The organism is Phenylobacterium sp., from assembly GCF_036563285.1.
Taxonomy (GTDB): Bacteria; Pseudomonadota; Alphaproteobacteria; order Caulobacterales; family Caulobacteraceae; genus Phenylobacterium.
Window position 1 is genome coordinate 1,011,358 of sequence record NZ_DATCMR010000011.1, and the last position, 16,427, is coordinate 1,027,784.

General features: G+C 69.3%; 15 protein-coding genes. 10 read left to right on the plus strand and 5 right to left on the minus strand.

What is annotated here, in order from left to right:
- Window positions 1-48 precede the first annotated feature (48 nt).
- Together VIL76_RS15800 and VIL76_RS15805 are read right to left on the minus strand one after the other, a co-directional pair.
- Window positions 49-1,002, minus strand: a complete 954-nt coding sequence (locus tag VIL76_RS15800) for an isopenicillin N synthase family dioxygenase (RefSeq protein ID WP_332045990.1) — start codon at window positions 1,000-1,002, stop codon at window positions 49-51.
- Window positions 1,003-1,027: 25 nt separating this feature from the next.
- Window positions 1,028-2,893 carry a monovalent cation:proton antiporter-2 (CPA2) family protein gene (locus VIL76_RS15805; RefSeq protein ID WP_332045991.1) on the minus strand — a complete coding sequence of 622 codons (1,866 nt, stop codon included), beginning with the start codon at window positions 2,891-2,893 and terminating at the stop codon, window positions 1,028-1,030.
- A 104-nt stretch (window positions 2,894-2,997) separates the two neighbouring features.
- Between VIL76_RS15805 and VIL76_RS15810 the strand changes: the two genes are divergently transcribed.
- From VIL76_RS15810 to msrA, 5 genes are all read left to right on the plus strand, one after another.
- Entirely contained in the window at window positions 2,998-3,732 is a 735-nt protein-coding gene (locus VIL76_RS15810; RefSeq protein ID WP_332045992.1) for a CoA transferase subunit A, read from the plus strand.
- A complete protein-coding gene (locus tag VIL76_RS15815; RefSeq protein ID WP_332045993.1) occupies window positions 3,732-4,385 on the plus strand; it encodes a 3-oxoacid CoA-transferase subunit B in 654 nt (217 codons plus the stop codon). The genes VIL76_RS15810 and VIL76_RS15815 overlap by 1 nt, the downstream gene beginning before the upstream one ends.
- 13 nt (window positions 4,386-4,398) lie before the next feature.
- Complete coding sequence (locus VIL76_RS15820; protein WP_332045994.1) at window positions 4,399-4,941, plus strand: hypothetical protein; 543 nt, start codon at window positions 4,399-4,401, stop codon at window positions 4,939-4,941.
- A gap of 3 nt (window positions 4,942-4,944) precedes the next feature.
- Entirely contained in the window at window positions 4,945-5,481 is a 537-nt protein-coding gene (locus tag VIL76_RS15825) for a hypothetical protein (protein ID WP_332045995.1), read from the plus strand.
- 72 nt (window positions 5,482-5,553) lie between these two features.
- Window positions 5,554-6,147 (plus strand): peptide-methionine (S)-S-oxide reductase MsrA, encoded by a 594-nt coding sequence (gene msrA, locus VIL76_RS15830; RefSeq protein WP_332045996.1) that lies wholly within the window; start codon window positions 5,554-5,556, stop codon window positions 6,145-6,147.
- Here msrA and VIL76_RS15835 read toward each other — a convergent pair.
- Window positions 6,110-7,648 (minus strand): glycosyltransferase family 39 protein, encoded by a 1,539-nt coding sequence (locus tag VIL76_RS15835; RefSeq protein ID WP_332045997.1) that lies wholly within the window; start codon window positions 7,646-7,648, stop codon window positions 6,110-6,112. The genes msrA and VIL76_RS15835 overlap by 38 nt on opposite strands.
- Before the next feature lie 272 nt (window positions 7,649-7,920).
- Between VIL76_RS15835 and VIL76_RS15840 the strand changes: the two genes are divergently transcribed.
- The 4 genes from VIL76_RS15840 to VIL76_RS15855 all read left to right on the plus strand — a co-directional run bounded on the left by VIL76_RS15840 (window position 7,921) and on the right by VIL76_RS15855 (window position 13,700).
- Window positions 7,921-11,166, plus strand: a complete 3,246-nt coding sequence (locus VIL76_RS15840) for a TonB-dependent receptor (RefSeq protein ID WP_332045998.1) — start codon at window positions 7,921-7,923, stop codon at window positions 11,164-11,166.
- A gap of 121 nt (window positions 11,167-11,287) precedes the next feature.
- Window positions 11,288-12,295 (plus strand): agmatine deiminase family protein, encoded by a 1,008-nt coding sequence (locus VIL76_RS15845; RefSeq protein ID WP_332045999.1) that lies wholly within the window; start codon window positions 11,288-11,290, stop codon window positions 12,293-12,295.
- Window positions 12,292-13,170: an N-carbamoylputrescine amidase gene (gene aguB, locus VIL76_RS15850; protein WP_332046000.1), complete on the plus strand. Its 879-nt coding sequence runs from the start codon at window positions 12,292-12,294 to the stop codon at window positions 13,168-13,170. Before VIL76_RS15845 ends, aguB begins: the two co-directional genes overlap by 4 nt.
- A complete protein-coding gene (locus VIL76_RS15855; RefSeq protein ID WP_332046001.1) occupies window positions 13,167-13,700 on the plus strand; it encodes a GNAT family N-acetyltransferase in 534 nt (177 codons plus the stop codon). The genes aguB and VIL76_RS15855 overlap by 4 nt, the downstream gene beginning before the upstream one ends.
- On the opposite strand, the gene VIL76_RS15860 is transcribed toward VIL76_RS15855, so the two are convergent.
- Both VIL76_RS15860 and VIL76_RS15865 read right to left on the minus strand, forming a co-directional pair.
- Window positions 13,684-14,475, minus strand: a complete 792-nt coding sequence (locus VIL76_RS15860; protein ID WP_332046002.1) for a phosphatase PAP2 family protein — start codon at window positions 14,473-14,475, stop codon at window positions 13,684-13,686. The genes VIL76_RS15855 and VIL76_RS15860 overlap by 17 nt on opposite strands.
- A 5-nt stretch (window positions 14,476-14,480) precedes the next feature.
- Window positions 14,481-15,362, minus strand: coding sequence for a MaoC/PaaZ C-terminal domain-containing protein (locus tag VIL76_RS15865; RefSeq protein WP_332046003.1), 882 nt, complete (start codon window positions 15,360-15,362; stop codon window positions 14,481-14,483).
- 153 nt (window positions 15,363-15,515) lie between these two features.
- On the opposite strand from VIL76_RS15865, the gene VIL76_RS15870 reads away from it, so the two are divergent.
- Complete coding sequence (locus tag VIL76_RS15870) at window positions 15,516-16,313, plus strand: SapC family protein (RefSeq protein WP_332046004.1); 798 nt, start codon at window positions 15,516-15,518, stop codon at window positions 16,311-16,313.
- Window positions 16,314-16,427 lie beyond the last annotated feature (114 nt).

The window sequence follows — 16,427 nt, forward strand, 5'->3', positions numbered from 1 at the left end:
AGCGGTCTTGTGTTTAAGCCCCGGCTGACGAGCTTGGTTAGCGGCCCGTTAGGCGAGTTTGATCTCGCGCAGCCGCTCCTGGAGGTAATCGTCCGCGGTGATCGGCGTCGGGTACCGGTCAGGGTGAGCGGCGTCGATGCAGTTGGGCAGGGTCTTGATCTCGTAGTCCGAGTTGAAGTGGAGGAAGAACGGGGTGGAGTAGCGCGGGAAGCCGCGGCGCTCCGGCGCCGGATTGACCACCCGGTGCGTCGTCGACGGCAGGCGGTGGTTGGTCAGCCGCTGCAGCATGTCGCCGATGTTGCAGACGAGCGCCCCCGGCGGCGGGTTGATGGCGATCCATTGGCCGTCGTGGTCCTTCACCTCCAGCCCAGCCTCTTCCGCGCCCAGCAACAGGGTGATGACGTTGATGTCCTCGTGCGCCCCGGCGCGGATGTGCGGCCCGTCCTTGGGCACCGGCGGATAGTGCAGCAGCCGCAGGATCGAGTTTCCGAAGTCCACCGTCGGATCGAAGAAATGGCGGTCGAGGCCAAGGTAGACGGCGATCGCCTCCAGCACCTTCAGCCCCATGTCGTCGAGCGCCTGGTAGAGCCAGCCGACGGTTTCGCGGAACTCCGGCGCCTCCTCGTCCGGCCAGACGTTGTCCGGCATGTGGTCGCGGTAGCGGTGGCCCGGCGGCAGGTCGCGGCCGACGTGCCAGAACTCCTTCAGGTCGTAGTGGGCATGACCCTTGGCGGTCTCGATCCCGAAGGGCGTGTAGCCCCGCTGGCCCATCACCGGCAGCTTGTACTTGAGCTTCTTCTCCTCAGGCAGGGCGAAGAACTTCTTGGTGGCCGCCAGCGCCGCGTCAATGCGGTCCTGCGGGATGCCGTGCTCGGAGATCACCGCGAAGCCGTAGCGCTCGAAGGAGCCGCCGAGGGTCTGGGTGAAGCGGTCGAAATCGCGCCCGAACTCCTGGAAGGAGACCGGCTCGATGGTGCGTCCAAGGGCAGTGATGTCGTTCATGCGCGGATTCCTACACCCACCGGCTTCAGGCCTCTAGACGCCGCGGCGCCTCGCCCGCCTCGTCCTCGTCGTCCTCGTCGTCCAGGCGCTGCATCTCCTCGCGGATCAGCCGCTCGAAGGTCTCGCGGGACGCGCGGCTGGCGCTGACGTAGCGCTCATCCTCGAGGGCGACGTTGCGCAGCTTGTCGAACAGCGCCTGATCGTGGTCGCGGAACAGCACCGCCGCTTTCAGCGCCCTCCGCTCGGAGAGCCCCAGCCGCTCCAGGGCGGTGCGGCCGAAGTTCAGCGCGCTCTCGTACGTCTCCCGCTCCACCTCGTCGGCGCCGGCCTTCAGGAGCTCGTAGGCGTGCCGCCGATCGTAGGCGCGCGCGATGATCGTGAGGTGAGGGAAGGTTTCCTTGGCCGCCTCGACGATCTCTTTCGCCTTGTCGCGGTCGTCGATCGCCACGATCAGCAGCCTGGCCTTCTCCGCGCCGGCGGTCCGCAGCAGGTCCAGGCGGCTCGCGTCGCCGTAGTGCACCCGCCAGCCGAAGCGGCGGATAAGGTCGATCTGGTCGATGCCCGAATCCAGCAGCACGACGTTGAAGCCGTTGGCGATCAGCAGGCGGGTGGCGATCTGGCCGAACCGTCCGAAGCCCGCGACGATGGCGTCGGGATCGCCCTCATCGAACGGCAGCCGCTCCGGCTCCTCGCGCGCCTCCACCCGGTCCAGCACAAACCGCTGGTGAGCGCCGAGCAACAGCGGCGTGACCGCCATGGAGAGCGCGATCACCGCGGTCAGCAGCCGCGACAGTTCCGGCGCGATCACCGCGGCGCCCACCGCCACGCCCAGGAGCACGAAGGCGAACTCCCCGCCTTGGGCCAGCGCCACGGCGCTGGTCAGGGCGTTGCGGGGCCGGTGGCGGAACAGGCGGCCGGCCACGTACATGGCGGCGGTCTTCAGGGCCATCAGCCCGATCACCAGCCCGGCGATCAGGAGCGGCTGGCGCGCGACGAGGCCCAGGTCCAGGCCGGCGCCGACGGTGATGAAGAACAGTCCCAGCAGCAGGCCGCGGAACGGCTCGATGTCGGTCTCCAGCTCGCGGCGGAACTCGCTCTCGGCCAGCAGCACGCCGGCCAGGAAGGCGCCCAGCGCGGGCGACAGGCCGACCAGCTCCATCAGCGCCGCGACGGCCACCACCAGCAGCAGGGCCGAGGCCGTGAAGATCTCCCGCAGGCGCGCCGCGGCGATGAACCGGAACAGCGGGCGGGTCAGGTAGCGCCCGCCCACAACGACCGCGGCGACGGCGGCAATCACCGCCAGCGGCTGGGCCCACTGTGGGAGGTCGCCCAGGAGGCTTGCGCCGTGCCCGGCGTCCACGTCGCCGACCGGCGACAGCGCCAGCAGCGGCAGCAGGGTGAAGAGCGGGATCACCGCCAGGTCCTGGAACAGCAGCACGCCGAAGGCCGACTCGCCCACGGGGCCTTGCCGCAGGCCGCGCTCCTCCAGGCTCTGCAGCACGATGGCGGTGGACGATAGGGCCAGGATCAGGCCCACGGCCAGGGCCACGCGCCAGTCGAGGCCGAAGGCCAGCGCCGCGGCCCCCAGCAGGGCGGCGGTCCCCAGGAGCTGCGCCAGGCCAAGGCCGAAGATCGTCGTCCGCATCCGCCAGAGCAGGGCCGGCCGGACCTCCAGCCCGATCAGGAACAGCAGGATCACGACGCCGAACTCTGCGAAGCTCATGACGTCCTCCGCCTCGCCCACCAGGTCGAGGAGGAAGGGGCCCACCAGCACGCCCGCGATCAGGTAGCCCAGCACCGACCCCAGCCCCAGCCGCTTGGCGATCGGCACCGAGATCACCCCGGCGGCCAGATAGACCAGCGCCTGGATCAGAAGGGAGTCGGACTGCATCGCGGCAATGGACGGCGCCGTCGCCTGTGGCGCAAGTTCATCACCTGATGAATTTGACGAGGGGGCAGTTCTCAAGCCGCGCCTGGCGCCGTAAACGGCTGGCCATGGCGAACAAGGTGCAGAAGACCGCCGAAGAGGCCCTCGCGGGCCTGCTCTTCGACGGCATGACCATCATGGCCGGGGGCTTCGGCCTCTGCGGCATCCCGGAGAACCTGATCGCGGCCATCCGCGCCTCGGGCGTGAAGGACCTGACGGTCGTCTCCAACAATTGCGGCGTCGACGACTTCGGGCTCGGCGTCCTGCTGGCCGGCGGCCAGATCCGGAAGATGATCTCCAGCTACGTCGGTGAGAACAAGCTGTTCGCCGAGCTCTACCTCTCCGGAAAACTGGAGCTGGAGTTTAACCCGCAGGGCACGCTGGCCGAGCGCATCCGCGCCGGCGGGGCGGGAATTCCGGCCTTCTTCACCAAGACCGGCGTCGGCACGCTGGTGGCGGAGGGCAAGGAAGTCCGCGTCTTCGACGGCGAGGAATATGTGATGGAGCGCGGCCTCACCGCGGACCTCTCCATCGTCAAGGCCTGGAGGGGCGACGCGGAGGGCAACCTCGTCTACCGGCGCACGGCCCGGAACTTCAATCCGATGATGGCCACCGCCGGCAAGGTGACGGTGGCGGAGGTCGAGGAACTGGTCGAGGTGGGCTCGATCGATCCTGACCACATCCACACGCCCGGCATTTACGTGGATCGCCTGCTGAAGGGCCCGGCGTTCGAGAAGCGCATCGAGCAGCTGACGGTCCGCAAGCGCGAGCTTCAGACCGCCGGCGCAGGAGACGAAGTCTGATGGCCTGGACCCGTGAAGAGATGGCGGCGCGCGCCGCCCAGGAGCTGCGCGACGGCTTCTATGTGAACCTCGGCATCGGCATCCCGACCCTGGTGGCGAACTTCATCCCGCCGGGCATGAGCGTCACCCTGCAAAGCGAGAACGGCATGCTGGGCATGGGCCCGTTCCCCTACGAGGGCGAGGCCGACCCGGACCTGATCAACGCCGGCAAGCAGACCATCACCGCGCTCCCGAGCTCGTCCTATTTCAGCTCTGCCGACAGCTTCGCGATGATCCGCGGCGGCCACATCGACCTGTCCATCCTGGGCGCCATGCAGGTGGCCGCGAACGGCGACCTCGCCAACTGGATGGTGCCGGGCAAGATGGTGAAGGGCATGGGCGGCGCCATGGACTTGGTGGCCGGCGTCAAGCGCGTGGTCGTGGTCATGGAGCACGTCGAGAAGTCGGGCGCGCCGAAGCTGGTCAACGCGTGCTCCCTGCCGCTCACCGGCAAGGGCGTGGTCGACCTGGTGGTCACCGACCTGGGCGTCTTCGACGTGGCCCGCGGCAAGCGCCCACTGACGCTGCTCCAGCTCGCCCCCGGCGTCACCGCCGACGAGGTCCGCGCCAAGACCGAGGCGCCCTTCGAGGTGGCCGAGAAGGCGGCCGCCTGATTGGATGGCGGCCATGAGCGAGCCGTCCACCCCGCCCATCTCCGAGGCTTACCGCCGCGAGCAGCAGTCGCTGCACGAGAACCCGGCCTACGGCGTCTCGTCAATCGAGCACGCGCCGCTGGTGAAGCAGCTCATCGAGCAGGTGGGCGTGCGCTCGCTCACCGACTACGGCGCGGGCAAGCAGCACCTGAAGCATGCGCTTTCGCAGCTCGGGCTCGAGATCGAGTACCACCCGTACGATCCCGCGTTTCCGGAGTACGGCGAGGCGCAGCCGGCGGAGCTCGTCTGCTGCATCGACGTGCTGGAGCACATCGAGCCGGAATTCCTCGACCGGGTCCTCGACGAGCTGAAGGCGCTGACCCGCCGCTACGGGTTCCTCACCGTGCACACCGGCCCCGCCAAGAAGGTGCTGTCCGACGGGCGCAACGCCCACCTGGTCCAACAGCCGTCATCCTGGTGGATGCCAAGGATCTGCGACCGCTTCGAGATCGAGACCATGCGGCGCACGCGCGGCGGCTTCTTCGTCGTGGTGAGCCCCAGGGCCGAGGGGGCCTGAGCCGTGGACGCGCCGCGCGTCATTTCCGACGACTATCGCCGCCTGCAGCAGGCGCTGCACGATAACCCTGCTTACGGCGTCTCCTCGGTGGCGTTCGCGCCGCTGGTCAAGGCGCTGGTCGAGCGAACGGGCGCAAGGACGGTGATGGACTACGGCGCCGGCAAGCGGCGGCTGCGCGATGAACTGGTCGACCGGTTCGGCCTGCCGATCGACTACCTCGCGTACGATCCCGCCTTCCCGGAATACGGGCCGCCCCGGCCCGCTGACCTCGTCTGTTGCATCGACGTGCTGGAGCACATCGAGCCGGACTTCTTGGATGCGGTGCTCGACGAGCTCGCCGTGATCACCGTCCGCCAGGGCTTCTTCACCGTCCACACCGGCCCGGCCAAGAAGGCGCTCGCCGACGGCCGCAACGCGCACCTGATCCAGCAGCCCTCCGCATGGTGGCTGGAGAAGCTGAAAGATCGCTTCAGCATCGACCACCTGCACGAGCCGCCGGGCGGCTTCTACGTGGTCGTGTCGCCGCGAAAGACTGGCTGACCCTGGCGTCCGGCGCGGGCGCGCCTACGTATCGACGTGACGTGACCGCCCACGAGTGAGAGAATTCGAGCCATGAACGCCAAGCTGCTCGCGGCCGTCGCCGCCTCGTCCCTTCTGCTGGCCGGCGCCGCCGCGCCGTCCGGCGCCAAGCTGAAGACCGCCGTCTTCGCCGGCGGCTGCTTCTGGTCGATCGAGAAGGCCATGGAGCGCGCGCCTGGCGTAGTCAACGCGGTCTCAGGCTATTCCGGCGGATCCAGCGCCAAGCCGACCTACGAGAACCATGAAGGCCACCTCGAGGCGGTCCGGGTCACCTACGATCCGAAGAAGACCAGCTATGCTCAGCTGGTGGACTACTTCTTCCACAACATCGATCCGACCGACCCCAACGGCCAGATCTGCGACATGGGCCCGTCCTACCGGACCGCCGTGTTCGTCGCCAACGCCGAGGAGAAGCAGGCGGCCGAGGCGGTCAAGGCCAAGGTCCAGAAGGAGCTGAACGTCCGCGTGGCCACCCAGGTCCGCAACGCTGCGCCCTTCTGGATGGCCGAGGGCTACCACCAGGACTTCGCCAAGAAGAACCCCGTCCGCTACGAGGCCTACCGTATTGGCTGCGGCCGCGACCGCGCCCTCAAGGTGGTGTGGGGCGACCGGTATCGCCCGGCCTAGGCCGGGGCGCGAAGTCCTCCCCGACGAACATCTCCACGCGCCGCTTGCGCCTGCGGTCGAGGCTGACGTTGGCGATCTCGAAGCCGAGCGTGCGGCGGAAGTCCGCCATCATCTCCGGCCGGTAGTTGCCCTCAAGTGCGACGCCGAGAACGCGCCGCCCCTCGGCCGGGATGAGCGGCGCGCTGGTCTCGGCCTGGTTCTGCGGCGTCGCCGCCAGCAGCCAGGCGCGTAGCGGCGGCATCCCGGGCAGGCGGTCACGCCCATAGTAGTTCATGGCGTAGTAGAGGAAGCGGTTGTTGACCGCGATGGCGGAGAGGCCCGCGCTCCGCTCGACCTCGGCGCGGTCGAGGATGAGGTCGGTCATCTGCGACCAGCCCTTGGCGCGCTTGAAGCTGTTGGCCGCGCCGGCTTGCTCCGCGAGGCGCGGGGAGACCGCGAAGGCCAGGAACACCGCCGCCAGCACCGCCTGCAGCGCCAGCGCCGCGGTGAGCCACCGCCGGGCCCGCCAGCGCATCAGCCAGGCGGCCGCCAGGATCGCCCCGGGCAGGTAGCTCGCCCCTGACCAGTTCGCGTTGGCCCGGCTGATGAAGGCCTGGCCGGTGACGATCAGCAGCGGCGGCAGGGTGAAGCAGAGCAGCAGCAGGTCGCTCCGGTCCCAATGCCGTCGGCGCAGGCCCAGCACGAGGCCGACGATCAGGGCGCCGAACGGGATCGGCCCAAAGACCAGGAACTGGGTCCCCAGGAATTCCCCCAGCTCCTCGAAGTTGAACAGCTGCCGGCCGCCCCAGGCGGCATTGGCGGCGGTGTGCTGGACGGTGGAGAACCCGTGCTGGGCGTTCCACACCAGGTTCGGCGCGAGCACCGCCGCGAACGCCAGCACCGCAAGGCCGATCGCCGCCAGCGACCAGGGCCGCCGCGCCTCGCGCGACAGGACCACGTGCAGGGCGATGCCCACCAGGCCGTAGACGGCGGCGTACTTGGACAGGAAGGCGAGCCCCAGCGCAGCGCCCACCCCGGCCGCCAGCAGGAGCCGGTTGCGCCCCTCCGCAGTCTGCAGCGCCACATAGGCCAGGATGGTCAAGCCGAGGAAGAACAGCAGCGGCGAGTCCGTGGCGATCACCACCGCCGAGAGCTGGATCGCCGGCGCCAGGGCGTAGAGCCCCGCGGCCGCCAGCGCCACGCGCCCGCCGTAGAGCCTGCGCGCAATGGCGAACACCAGCAGCATGGCCCCCGCCTGGAACAGGGGCGCCCCGAGCCTCACCCAGGCCTCGGCGTCACCGCCCAGCGCCGTGGTCGCCCAGATGGTCCAGGCCACCATGGGCGGCTTCGAGTAATAGCCGAAGTCCAGCACGCGGGACCAAAGCCAGTACTGGGCCTCGTCCGGATAGAGCTCCAGCGGGGTGCGGAAGAGGGCGACGATCCGGGCGAGCGTCAGGCCGGCCGCCAGCAGGATCGCCGCCCGCCAGTCATCCGCCGCGCTCTTCGCCCCGCTTTCGGCCATTTGCCGCCCTCGCTGCCTGCTTTGGGCGCGGACCGTACGCGACGAGCGCCGCATCTTGAAGCAGCGGCCGCGTGCAATTCGGCCACAGTTTGCGACGGGTTGTCGCCGTCACAAAACCTTCGCCCACAACGCCGAAACCCCTGCTATAGGGCTGCCAAGACTCATGGTTTCGTCGGGGGCGATGGGACCGGGGGGTTATGGCAAGGGGATTCTGAATGGCTTGGATGACTAGGCTCGCGTCCGGCGCGGCTACGATGGCGCTCGTGTGTGGCATGTCCACCGCGGTGTACGCCCAGGCGACCACGGGCGCGATCCGCGGTCAGGTGATCGACGAGAACAGCGCTGCGGTCCCCAACGCGACTGTCACGGTCACCCACGTGCCGACGGGCTCCTCGTCCACCTCCATGACCGACGCCCAGGGCTTCTACTCGGTGCGCGGCCTGCGTCCGGGCGGCCCGTACCGGGTGAGCGCCAAGGCGCCGAACTTCGAAGCCTCCACCTCCACCGTGGCGGGCATCGGCGTCGGCGAGCCGGCCACCGTCGACGTGTCGCTGTTCGCCGCCGGCGGCGCGCAGGTCTCCGAGCTGGTCGTCACCGCCACGGCCCTCGCCCCGACCCAGGGCGGGCCCAGCACCAACTTCTCGGGCGCCGCCCTGCAGGAGCTGCCCTCGATCAGCCGCGACCTGAAGGACGCCGCGCGGATCGACCCGTTCGCCAGCATCGACCCCACGAACCAGGACGCCCTGTCGTTCGCCGGCACCAACACCCGGTTCAACCAGCTGACCGTCGACGGCGTGCGCCAGAACGACGACTTCGGCCTGAACAACAACGGCTACCCGACCCAGCGCTCGCCGATCTCGCTGGACTCCATCGCCGCGGTGAACATCTCGGTCGCGCCGTACAGCGTCGTGAACAACGGCTTCACCGGCGGCCAGATCAACGCCGTCACCAAGTCAGGGGGCAACGAGTTCTCGGGCTCGGCCTTCATCCAGAAGTCCGGCCGTGACTTCCAGGGCGATACCCTCGAGGGCGTCCCCACCGGCGCCGAGTTCGAGGAGAAGATCTGGGGCGCCACGCTGGGCGGCCCCATCATCCGCGACAAGCTGTTCTTCTTCCTCTCCTACGAGAAGTTCGAAGGCGAGCTGGGCTTCGACGAAGGCCCGGTCGACTCCGGCGCCAGCGTCACCGTCCCGCGCATCACCCAGGCGGCGATCAACACCTTCCGCGCCGCCACCCAGAGCGTCTACAGCTACGACCCCGGCAACTTCCTGTTCGGCGCCTTCCCCGTCGAGGACGAGAAAAAGCTCGCCAAGATCGACTGGAACATCACCGACAGCCACCGGGCGACGTTCACCTACCAGAACACCCTCGGCAATTCGCTGAACGGCTCGGTCTCCTCGACCTTCGCCCAGGGCAACAGCATCACCCAGCCCCGCATCGGCCTGGAGTCGCACGACTACAACAAGATCGAGGAGCTGACGGCCTACACCTTCCAGCTCAACTCGGACTGGACGGAGAACTTCTCCACCGAGCTGCGCTACTCCAGCAAGGAAACCGACACCCAGCAGCTGCCGCTCGGCGGCCTGAGCGTCGGTGAAGTCACGGTCAACGTGGCCGACCTGCCGGGCGTGCTGCCCGGCGCCGGCACCCCGCAGATCCGGTTCGGCGCGGACATCAACCGCCACGACAACTACCTGAACGTGAAGCTGGAGACGTTCGAGGCCATCGCCCGCTATCGCTTCGGCGCCCACGACATGCTGGCCGGTTTCCGCACGGAGCAGGACGACATCTTCAACGTGTTCGTCGCCACCTCGCTCGGCCAGTGGACCTTCGCGAGCTACGCCGACTACCTGAACCGTCGCGCCTCCGCGTTCTCGCTGACCGGCGGCGTCGATCCGGCGGCGGGCACCGTGCAGGCCCAGCTGGGCACCGCGCGCCTCGGCGCCGCGGCCTTCGGCTTCCGCCTCTCGAGCCTCTACGCCGAAGACCGGATCCAGATCCTCGACAACCTCGATGTGTCCGTCGGCGCGCGCTACGACTGGTACTCGATGGACGACAGGCCGCCGCTCAACACGGCCTTCGTCTCGCGCAACGGCTTCGCCAACACCGAGAACCTGGACGGCAAGGGGCGGTTCATGCCGCGCGTGTCGTTCAACTACGAGCCCACCGACCGGCTGACCATCTCCGGCGGTTTCGGCCGGTTCTCGTCGACGGGCCTGAACGTCTGGCTTTCGAACTCCTTCTCGAACACCGGCGTGACCCAGACCAACGCGGTCTGCACGCCCGGTGCGCCGTTCACCAACGTCAGCCTGACCCAGGCTCCGGCCAGCTGCCGGTTCACGCCCGGCAACGGCGACGTGAACGCGCTGATGCCGGGCTTCCAGATCCCGACCGTATGGAAGGCCAACCTTTCGGTCCGCTACGACCTGGACCTGGAGCGGTTCCGGCTGGGCGAGGGCTGGGTGGTGCAGGCCGACTACCTGCGCGCCGGCAACGAGAACGCGCTCTACTGGTACGACGCCCGGGCCGTGCAGACCGGCGTCGCGCCGGACGGCCGTCCCGTCTACGGCCGCACGACCGCCGGCACCACCACCGGCAACAACTTCGACTTCCTGCTGTCCAACACTGACAAGGGCGGTTCCGAGTCGGTGGCCTTCACCTTGGCCAAGGACTGGCGTGACGGCTGGTTCGAGGGCCTGAGCGCCAAGTACATCTACACCTACACCGAGGCGGAAGACGCCAACCCGATGACGAGCTCGATCGCGTTTTCGAGCTACACCCGGTTTGCGACGACCGACCCGAACCGGCCGCCGGCGGAAACCTCGGACTACGAGATCCGCCACCGCCACGCGCTGGACGTGAACTACAGCCGCAAGTTCTTCGGCGACAACGAGACCAACATCCACATCTTCGCCCAGCACCGGTCGGGCCTGCCGTTCAGCTACACCTTCGCCAACAGCCGGACCGGCAACTTCGACAACGACTTCGGCTATGCGGCCTCCAGCTACTCGGGCCGCCAGGCGAGCTCCAACGCCCTGCTCTACGTCCCGATGGCCAATGACCCGCGCGTCGTCTACGGCGCGGGCTTCGACACCGCCCGGTTCCAGCAGTTCCTGAACAACTCGGGCCTGTCGGACTACGCCGGCCGGATCGCGCCGCGCAACGCCTTCCGGCATGCCGACGTGACCACCATCGACGTGCACCTGTCGCAGGAGCTCCCGGCCTTCGTGCCGAAGGGCGCGAAGTTCGAGGTCTTCATGGACATCGAGAACCTCGGCAACCTGCTGAACGACGATTGGGGCGTGCTCGAGCAGTACGACTTCTACCGCGGCGTCCCCGTGGTGAATGTCAGCTGCATTGCCGCCGCCAGCACCGCGGCCGCCAACTGCGGCGCGCCGGGCGCCCGCTACCTGATCACCGGCACCGGTGTCGGCGGCGCGTTCGTCGAGCCCGTGCGGGCCTTCCGCCGCGAGCAGTCGCTCTGGCAGGTCAGCATCGGCGCCCGCTACCGCTTCTAAGAGCGAGACGAGCCGGATGGATCGGGGCGGCCGCAGCGATGCGGCCGCCCTTTCCTTTTGTCGCTATTGACGGGGGGACCCCCTGGGGCCATCTGCGCGCCTCGATACGCCGAGGGGGGCTATGAGCTTCACCGTTCCTGCCGAGTGGGCGCCGCACCGGGCCATGTGGCTGGGTTTTCCCAGCCATGCGGACCTGTGGGAGACCGACCTGGAAGCCGCCCAGCAAGAGGTGGCGGCGCTGGCCCGCGCGCTCGCCGGCCCGGGCGCGGAGCGCGTGCGCCTCATGACCGGGCACGAGGACGGCGAGGCCGCCGCGCGCCGGCTGCTGGGCGACGTCGACGGGATCGAGATCGTCCCGGGCCGCTTCGGTGACATCTGGCTGCGCGACACCGGCCCGATCTTCGGCTTCGGCTCGCAGGGCGTGGAAGCCCGCGGCTTCCGCTTCAACGGCTGGGGCGGCAAGTACGAGCTGGAGCATGACGACACCGTCGCCCAGCAGATCGCCGAGGCCTCCGCCACGCCGCTGAAGGCCTACGGCTTCGTGCTGGAAGGCGGCGCGGTCGACCACGACGGCCAAGGGACGGTGCTGACCACCAGCCAGTGTGTCCTCAACCCCAACCGCAACGGCGACTGGACCGAGGCCGACGCCGAGTCGGCGCTCGCGGACTCCCTGGGGGCGCGGGCCGTGATCTGGCTGGGCGACGGCCTGCAGAACGACCACACCGACGGCCACGTTGACAACCTGGCCCGCTTCGTGGCGCCGGGCGTCGTTGCCGTCCCCGTGGCCTGGGGCAAGGGCGATCCCAACGCCGACGCGTTCGACGAGGCGGCCCGCCGCCTGGGCGCAGCCAGCGACGCCACGGGCCGGCCGCTGAAGGTGGTGCGCATCCCCTCGCCCGGCTGGGTGGAGGGCGACGAGGGCAAGGCCGTGCCGGCCAGCCACATGAACTTCCTGATCGCCAACCAGGCGGTGATCGTGCCCGTCTACGAAGAGCGGCCCGGCGAGCTCGCCGTCCAGGCGCTGGAGCACCTGTTCCCCGACCGCAAGGTGATCGGGCTTCCGTCCACCGCCATCCTGACCGGCGGCGGATCCTTCCACTGCATCACCCAGCAGGAGCCCGCCCGATGACGCGCAAGCTCTCCGTCGCCGCCCTCCAGACCTCCTACGGCTCGGACATGGGCGCAAACATCGCCAGGACCGCGGACCTCATCCGCGAGGCCGCGGCCAAGGGCGCCCAGGTGATCCTGCCGTCCGAGCTGTTCCAGGGGCCGTACTTCTGCGTCACCCAGGAGGAGCGCTGGTTCGCCACCGCCCATCCGTGGCGCGAGCACCCCTGCGTGACCGAGCTGGCGCCGCTGGCCAAGGAACTGGGGGTCGTCCTGCCGATCTCGATCTACGAGCGCGAGGGGCCGCACTACTTCAACAGCCTGGTGATGATCGACGCCGACGGCTCGCTGATGGGCGTCTACCGCAAGAGCCACATCCCCGACGGGCCCGGCTACCAGGAGAAGTACTACTTCCGCCCCGGCGACACCGGCTTCAAGGTTTGGGGCACCAAGTTCGGCCGCATCGGCGTCGGTATCTGCTGGGACCAGTGGTACCCCGAGGCGGCCCGCGCCATGACCCTGCTGGGCGCCGAGGTGCTGCTCTACCCCACCGCGATCGGGTCGGAGCCGCACGACGCGACGCTGGACACCGCCGCGCCGTGGCGGCGCGCGATGCAGGGCCACGCCGTCTCCAACGTGATCCCCGTGGTGGGGGCCAACCGCACGGGCTTCGAGCCCTGGGACGGCTACCCGAACGGCGGCCAGCTGTTCTACGGCTCGAGCTTCATCGCGGACCACCGGGGCGACCTGGTGGCGGCCTTCGGGCGTGAGGACGAGGGCGCGCTGGTCGCCGAGTTCGACCTCGATTTCCTGCAGACCCACCGCGCCGCCTGGGGCTTCTTCCGCGACCGCCGCACCGACCTCTACGCGCAGATCGCGGGGACCTGTCCGGCGTGATCGAGACCGACCGGCTCATCCTGCGTCCGCCGACGGACGCCGACCGTCCGGCCATCGCCGCGCTCAACGCCGACCCGCGGGTGGGGGAGTGGCTCTCCGGTCCGCTCACGCCTGCGGAGAGCGACGCCCTGGTGGACCGCATCCTGGCGATGATCGCCGAGCACGGCTTCGGCTTCTGGGCGGTGGAGCGGAAGGCGGACGGCGCGGTGATCGGCCTCGCCGGCCTGCTGGCCATGGGGGCCGACCTGCCGCCGGGGCCGGCGCTGGAGGTCGGCTGGCGGTTCGTCCCGGAAAGCTGGGGCCACGGCTATGCCACCGAGGCCGCCCGCGCCGCCGTCGACTGGGGCTTCGCCACCCAGCCCAACGACGAGATCGTCGCCATAACGGCCTACAACAACCTGCGCTCCCAGGCGGTGATGGAGCGCATCGGCATGGTCCGTGACCCCGCCGCCGACTTCCTGCATCCGAAGCTGTCCGAGGACCATCCCCTCCGGCCGCACGTCACCTATCGGCTCAAGCGCGGCAGCTGAGCGGCTTCGCGCGCGAAAGCTCCCGCTTCGCGGCAGCCAGGTCGCGCTGGAACGCCGGCTCGGCGTGCAGGCGAGCCACCATGGCCGAGGCGAGCGTACGCCCGGCCTCCACGTCCGAGGGATAGTGCACGCCGCAGACGACCCGGCTGTCGCCCACCTCGCGGCCGGCCTCGATCGCCGCGGTGGCGCGCTCCGGCGCCAGCTCCGCCACCACCAGGCCCCACGCCCAGCCCGTGCCGGCATGCCCCGATGGATAGGAGCCGTTCGTCTTCATCCAGTCCTCGCGCGGCACGCACACCGGACGGTCGTCACCGATCAGCGGCCGCACCCGATTGAACCGGCGCTTGGCCGGCGAGCCGACCGTCACCACGTCGATCTCCACCCGGTGCAGCAGCTTCCAGGTCAGCGGCGTCGCGGTCTCGGTGATCTCCCGGCCGACGGCGCAGGCGTAGCGGCGCATGGCGCCGCCATACCAGAGGTCGTTGTCCCGCTTGGCCGCCTCCCAGCGCGGCGTGCCCGCCAGCGCGCGGGTGGCGAGGTAGGTCGCCCGGTCCGCCTGACCCCGGGGTGTGTCCGGATCGGGGGGCGGGCCCAGGATGGCGAGCCCGTCCAGGGCGTCGGGCCTCAAGTAGCCCTTCAGGTCGGTCTTCGGCGGACTGACGATCGAGGGATCGACTGGCGCAGCGGCCACGGTCGGCGGCGGCGCCGAGACGCGGCCGCTGGCGGCGCAGGCGGCCAGCGCCAGCGCGGCGGCGAAGATGAGCGGGCGGATCAAAGCGCTCAGCTGCGCAGCAGGGTCTTGCCGTTGCGGATCACCGTGGCGCCACGGTCCAGCACGCGCGCCTCGAAGCTCACCACGTCGCGGTCCTTCCAGAGGTCCACCGTCACCGTGTCGCCCGGGAACACGGGGGCCGAGAACCGCGCCTGGTGGGAGAGGATCCGGTCCGGATCGTAGTCGCAGATCTCCTGCAGCACGGCTCGGCAGGTGATCCCGTAGGTGCACAGCCCGTGCAGGATCGGCCGCGGGAAGCCCGCCTTCTTGGCCACGTCTGGATCGGAGTGCAGCGGGTTCCTGTCCCCGTTCAGGCGGTAGATCAGCGCCTGGTCGGCGCGGGTCTCGAACGGCACGGAGATGTCGGGCGTGCGGTCCGGGACCTTGTGCGGCTCGGGCGCGCCTTCGCTGGGGCCACCGAACCCGCCGTCCCCCCGGGCGAAGGTCGAGCCGGTGAGCGTCGCCACCTTCTCGCCCGCCTCGTCGGTCCAGACGGTCTCGTTGACCACCACCGCCCCCTTGTCCTTGCCCTTGTCGTAGGCCCCGATCGTGCGGCTGGTCGCCGTGTAGGTCCCCGACGCGCTCAGCGGCTTGTGCAGCTCCACCTTCTGCTCGCCGTGCACCACCATCAGGTAGTTGAGCTGGGAGACCCTCAGGCCCTCCTTCTGCTCGACGTTGGCCGCCCTGCGGCCCGCCCCCGACGCCAGCACCGTGGCCGCCGTCGGCACGACCTTCAGGCTCTTCTCGTAGACGAACGGCAGCTCCCGCTCGTCCATGGGATCGCGCCCCATGCCGATGCCCAGCGCATAGAGCATCACGTCCTTGTCCCCGTAGGTGAAGGTCCTGGGCTCGGTCTTCTGCTCGAGGATGTCGGGGTAGTAGATCGGCATGACTTCGTCCTCCCGCCTGTTGGGCGAATTGAAGACTCCGCTCCGGCGAGGGCGCAACCGCATTTGCCGCCCGACCGGTGATCGGTTAGAAGCGGCGACCTCGCGCGGGCGGCCTTGAGGGCTCCCGCGGCTCAAGTTCTTGCAAGGCCCTCCATGTCCGAACAGACCACCCTTCCCGGCGGCCAGATCACCGGCAACGTCCTCTTCTATTCCCAGCCGGAGCCCCTCTCGCCCGAGCTGCACGGCAAGCTGGGCGTCAAGCGCATGGACGGGCCGTTCAAGTTCGCCAGGACTGGCCACGCCATCCCGCTGACCGTGGGCGAGTTCCCGCTGGCCGCGGTCACCGGACCGATCATCTTCGTGGGGGACGAGAAGCTGCCGATCGCAGTGATGGGCCTCAACGCCGGGGAGAACATGTTCGTGCGCGACGACGGCCTGTTCGAGCCGGGCGTCTACATCCCCGCCTACGTGCGCCGCTATCCGTTCGTGTTCGCCAACGATGACAACGCGAACCAGATGGTGCTCTGCATCGACCGCAAGGCCGAGTTCATCGTCGAAGGCGGCGACATGCCCTTCTTCGAGGGCACCGCGCCCAGCCCGTACACCCAGAATTGCATCGAGTTCTGCAACAACTTCGAGATCGAGCGCCAGCGGACGGTCAGCTTCGTGCAGATCCTCAAGGACCTCGACCTCTTCGAGACCAAGACCGCGCAGTTCACGCCCGCCAACCCAGACGGCACCCAGGGCGCGCCGCAGAAGATCGCCGACTACTTCGGTGTCTCCGAGGAGAAGCTGAACAAGCTGCCGACCGAGAAGCTGGTGGAGCTGCGCGACAACGGCGCCCTGTCCCAGATCTACGCCCACCTGCTGTCGCTGGTCGGCTGGGACCGCCTCATCGCCCTCGCCATGGCCCGCGCGGCGCAACAGCAGCCGATGGCCGCGAACGCGTAATCCGATCCTCATTCCCTCCCCTTCTGGGGAGGGCGACGCGGCGAAGCCGAGCGGGGTGGGAAAAGGACGGGCGCACTGCCGGCGGCTTTTCCCACGCGTCTCACGCCCGCGGGG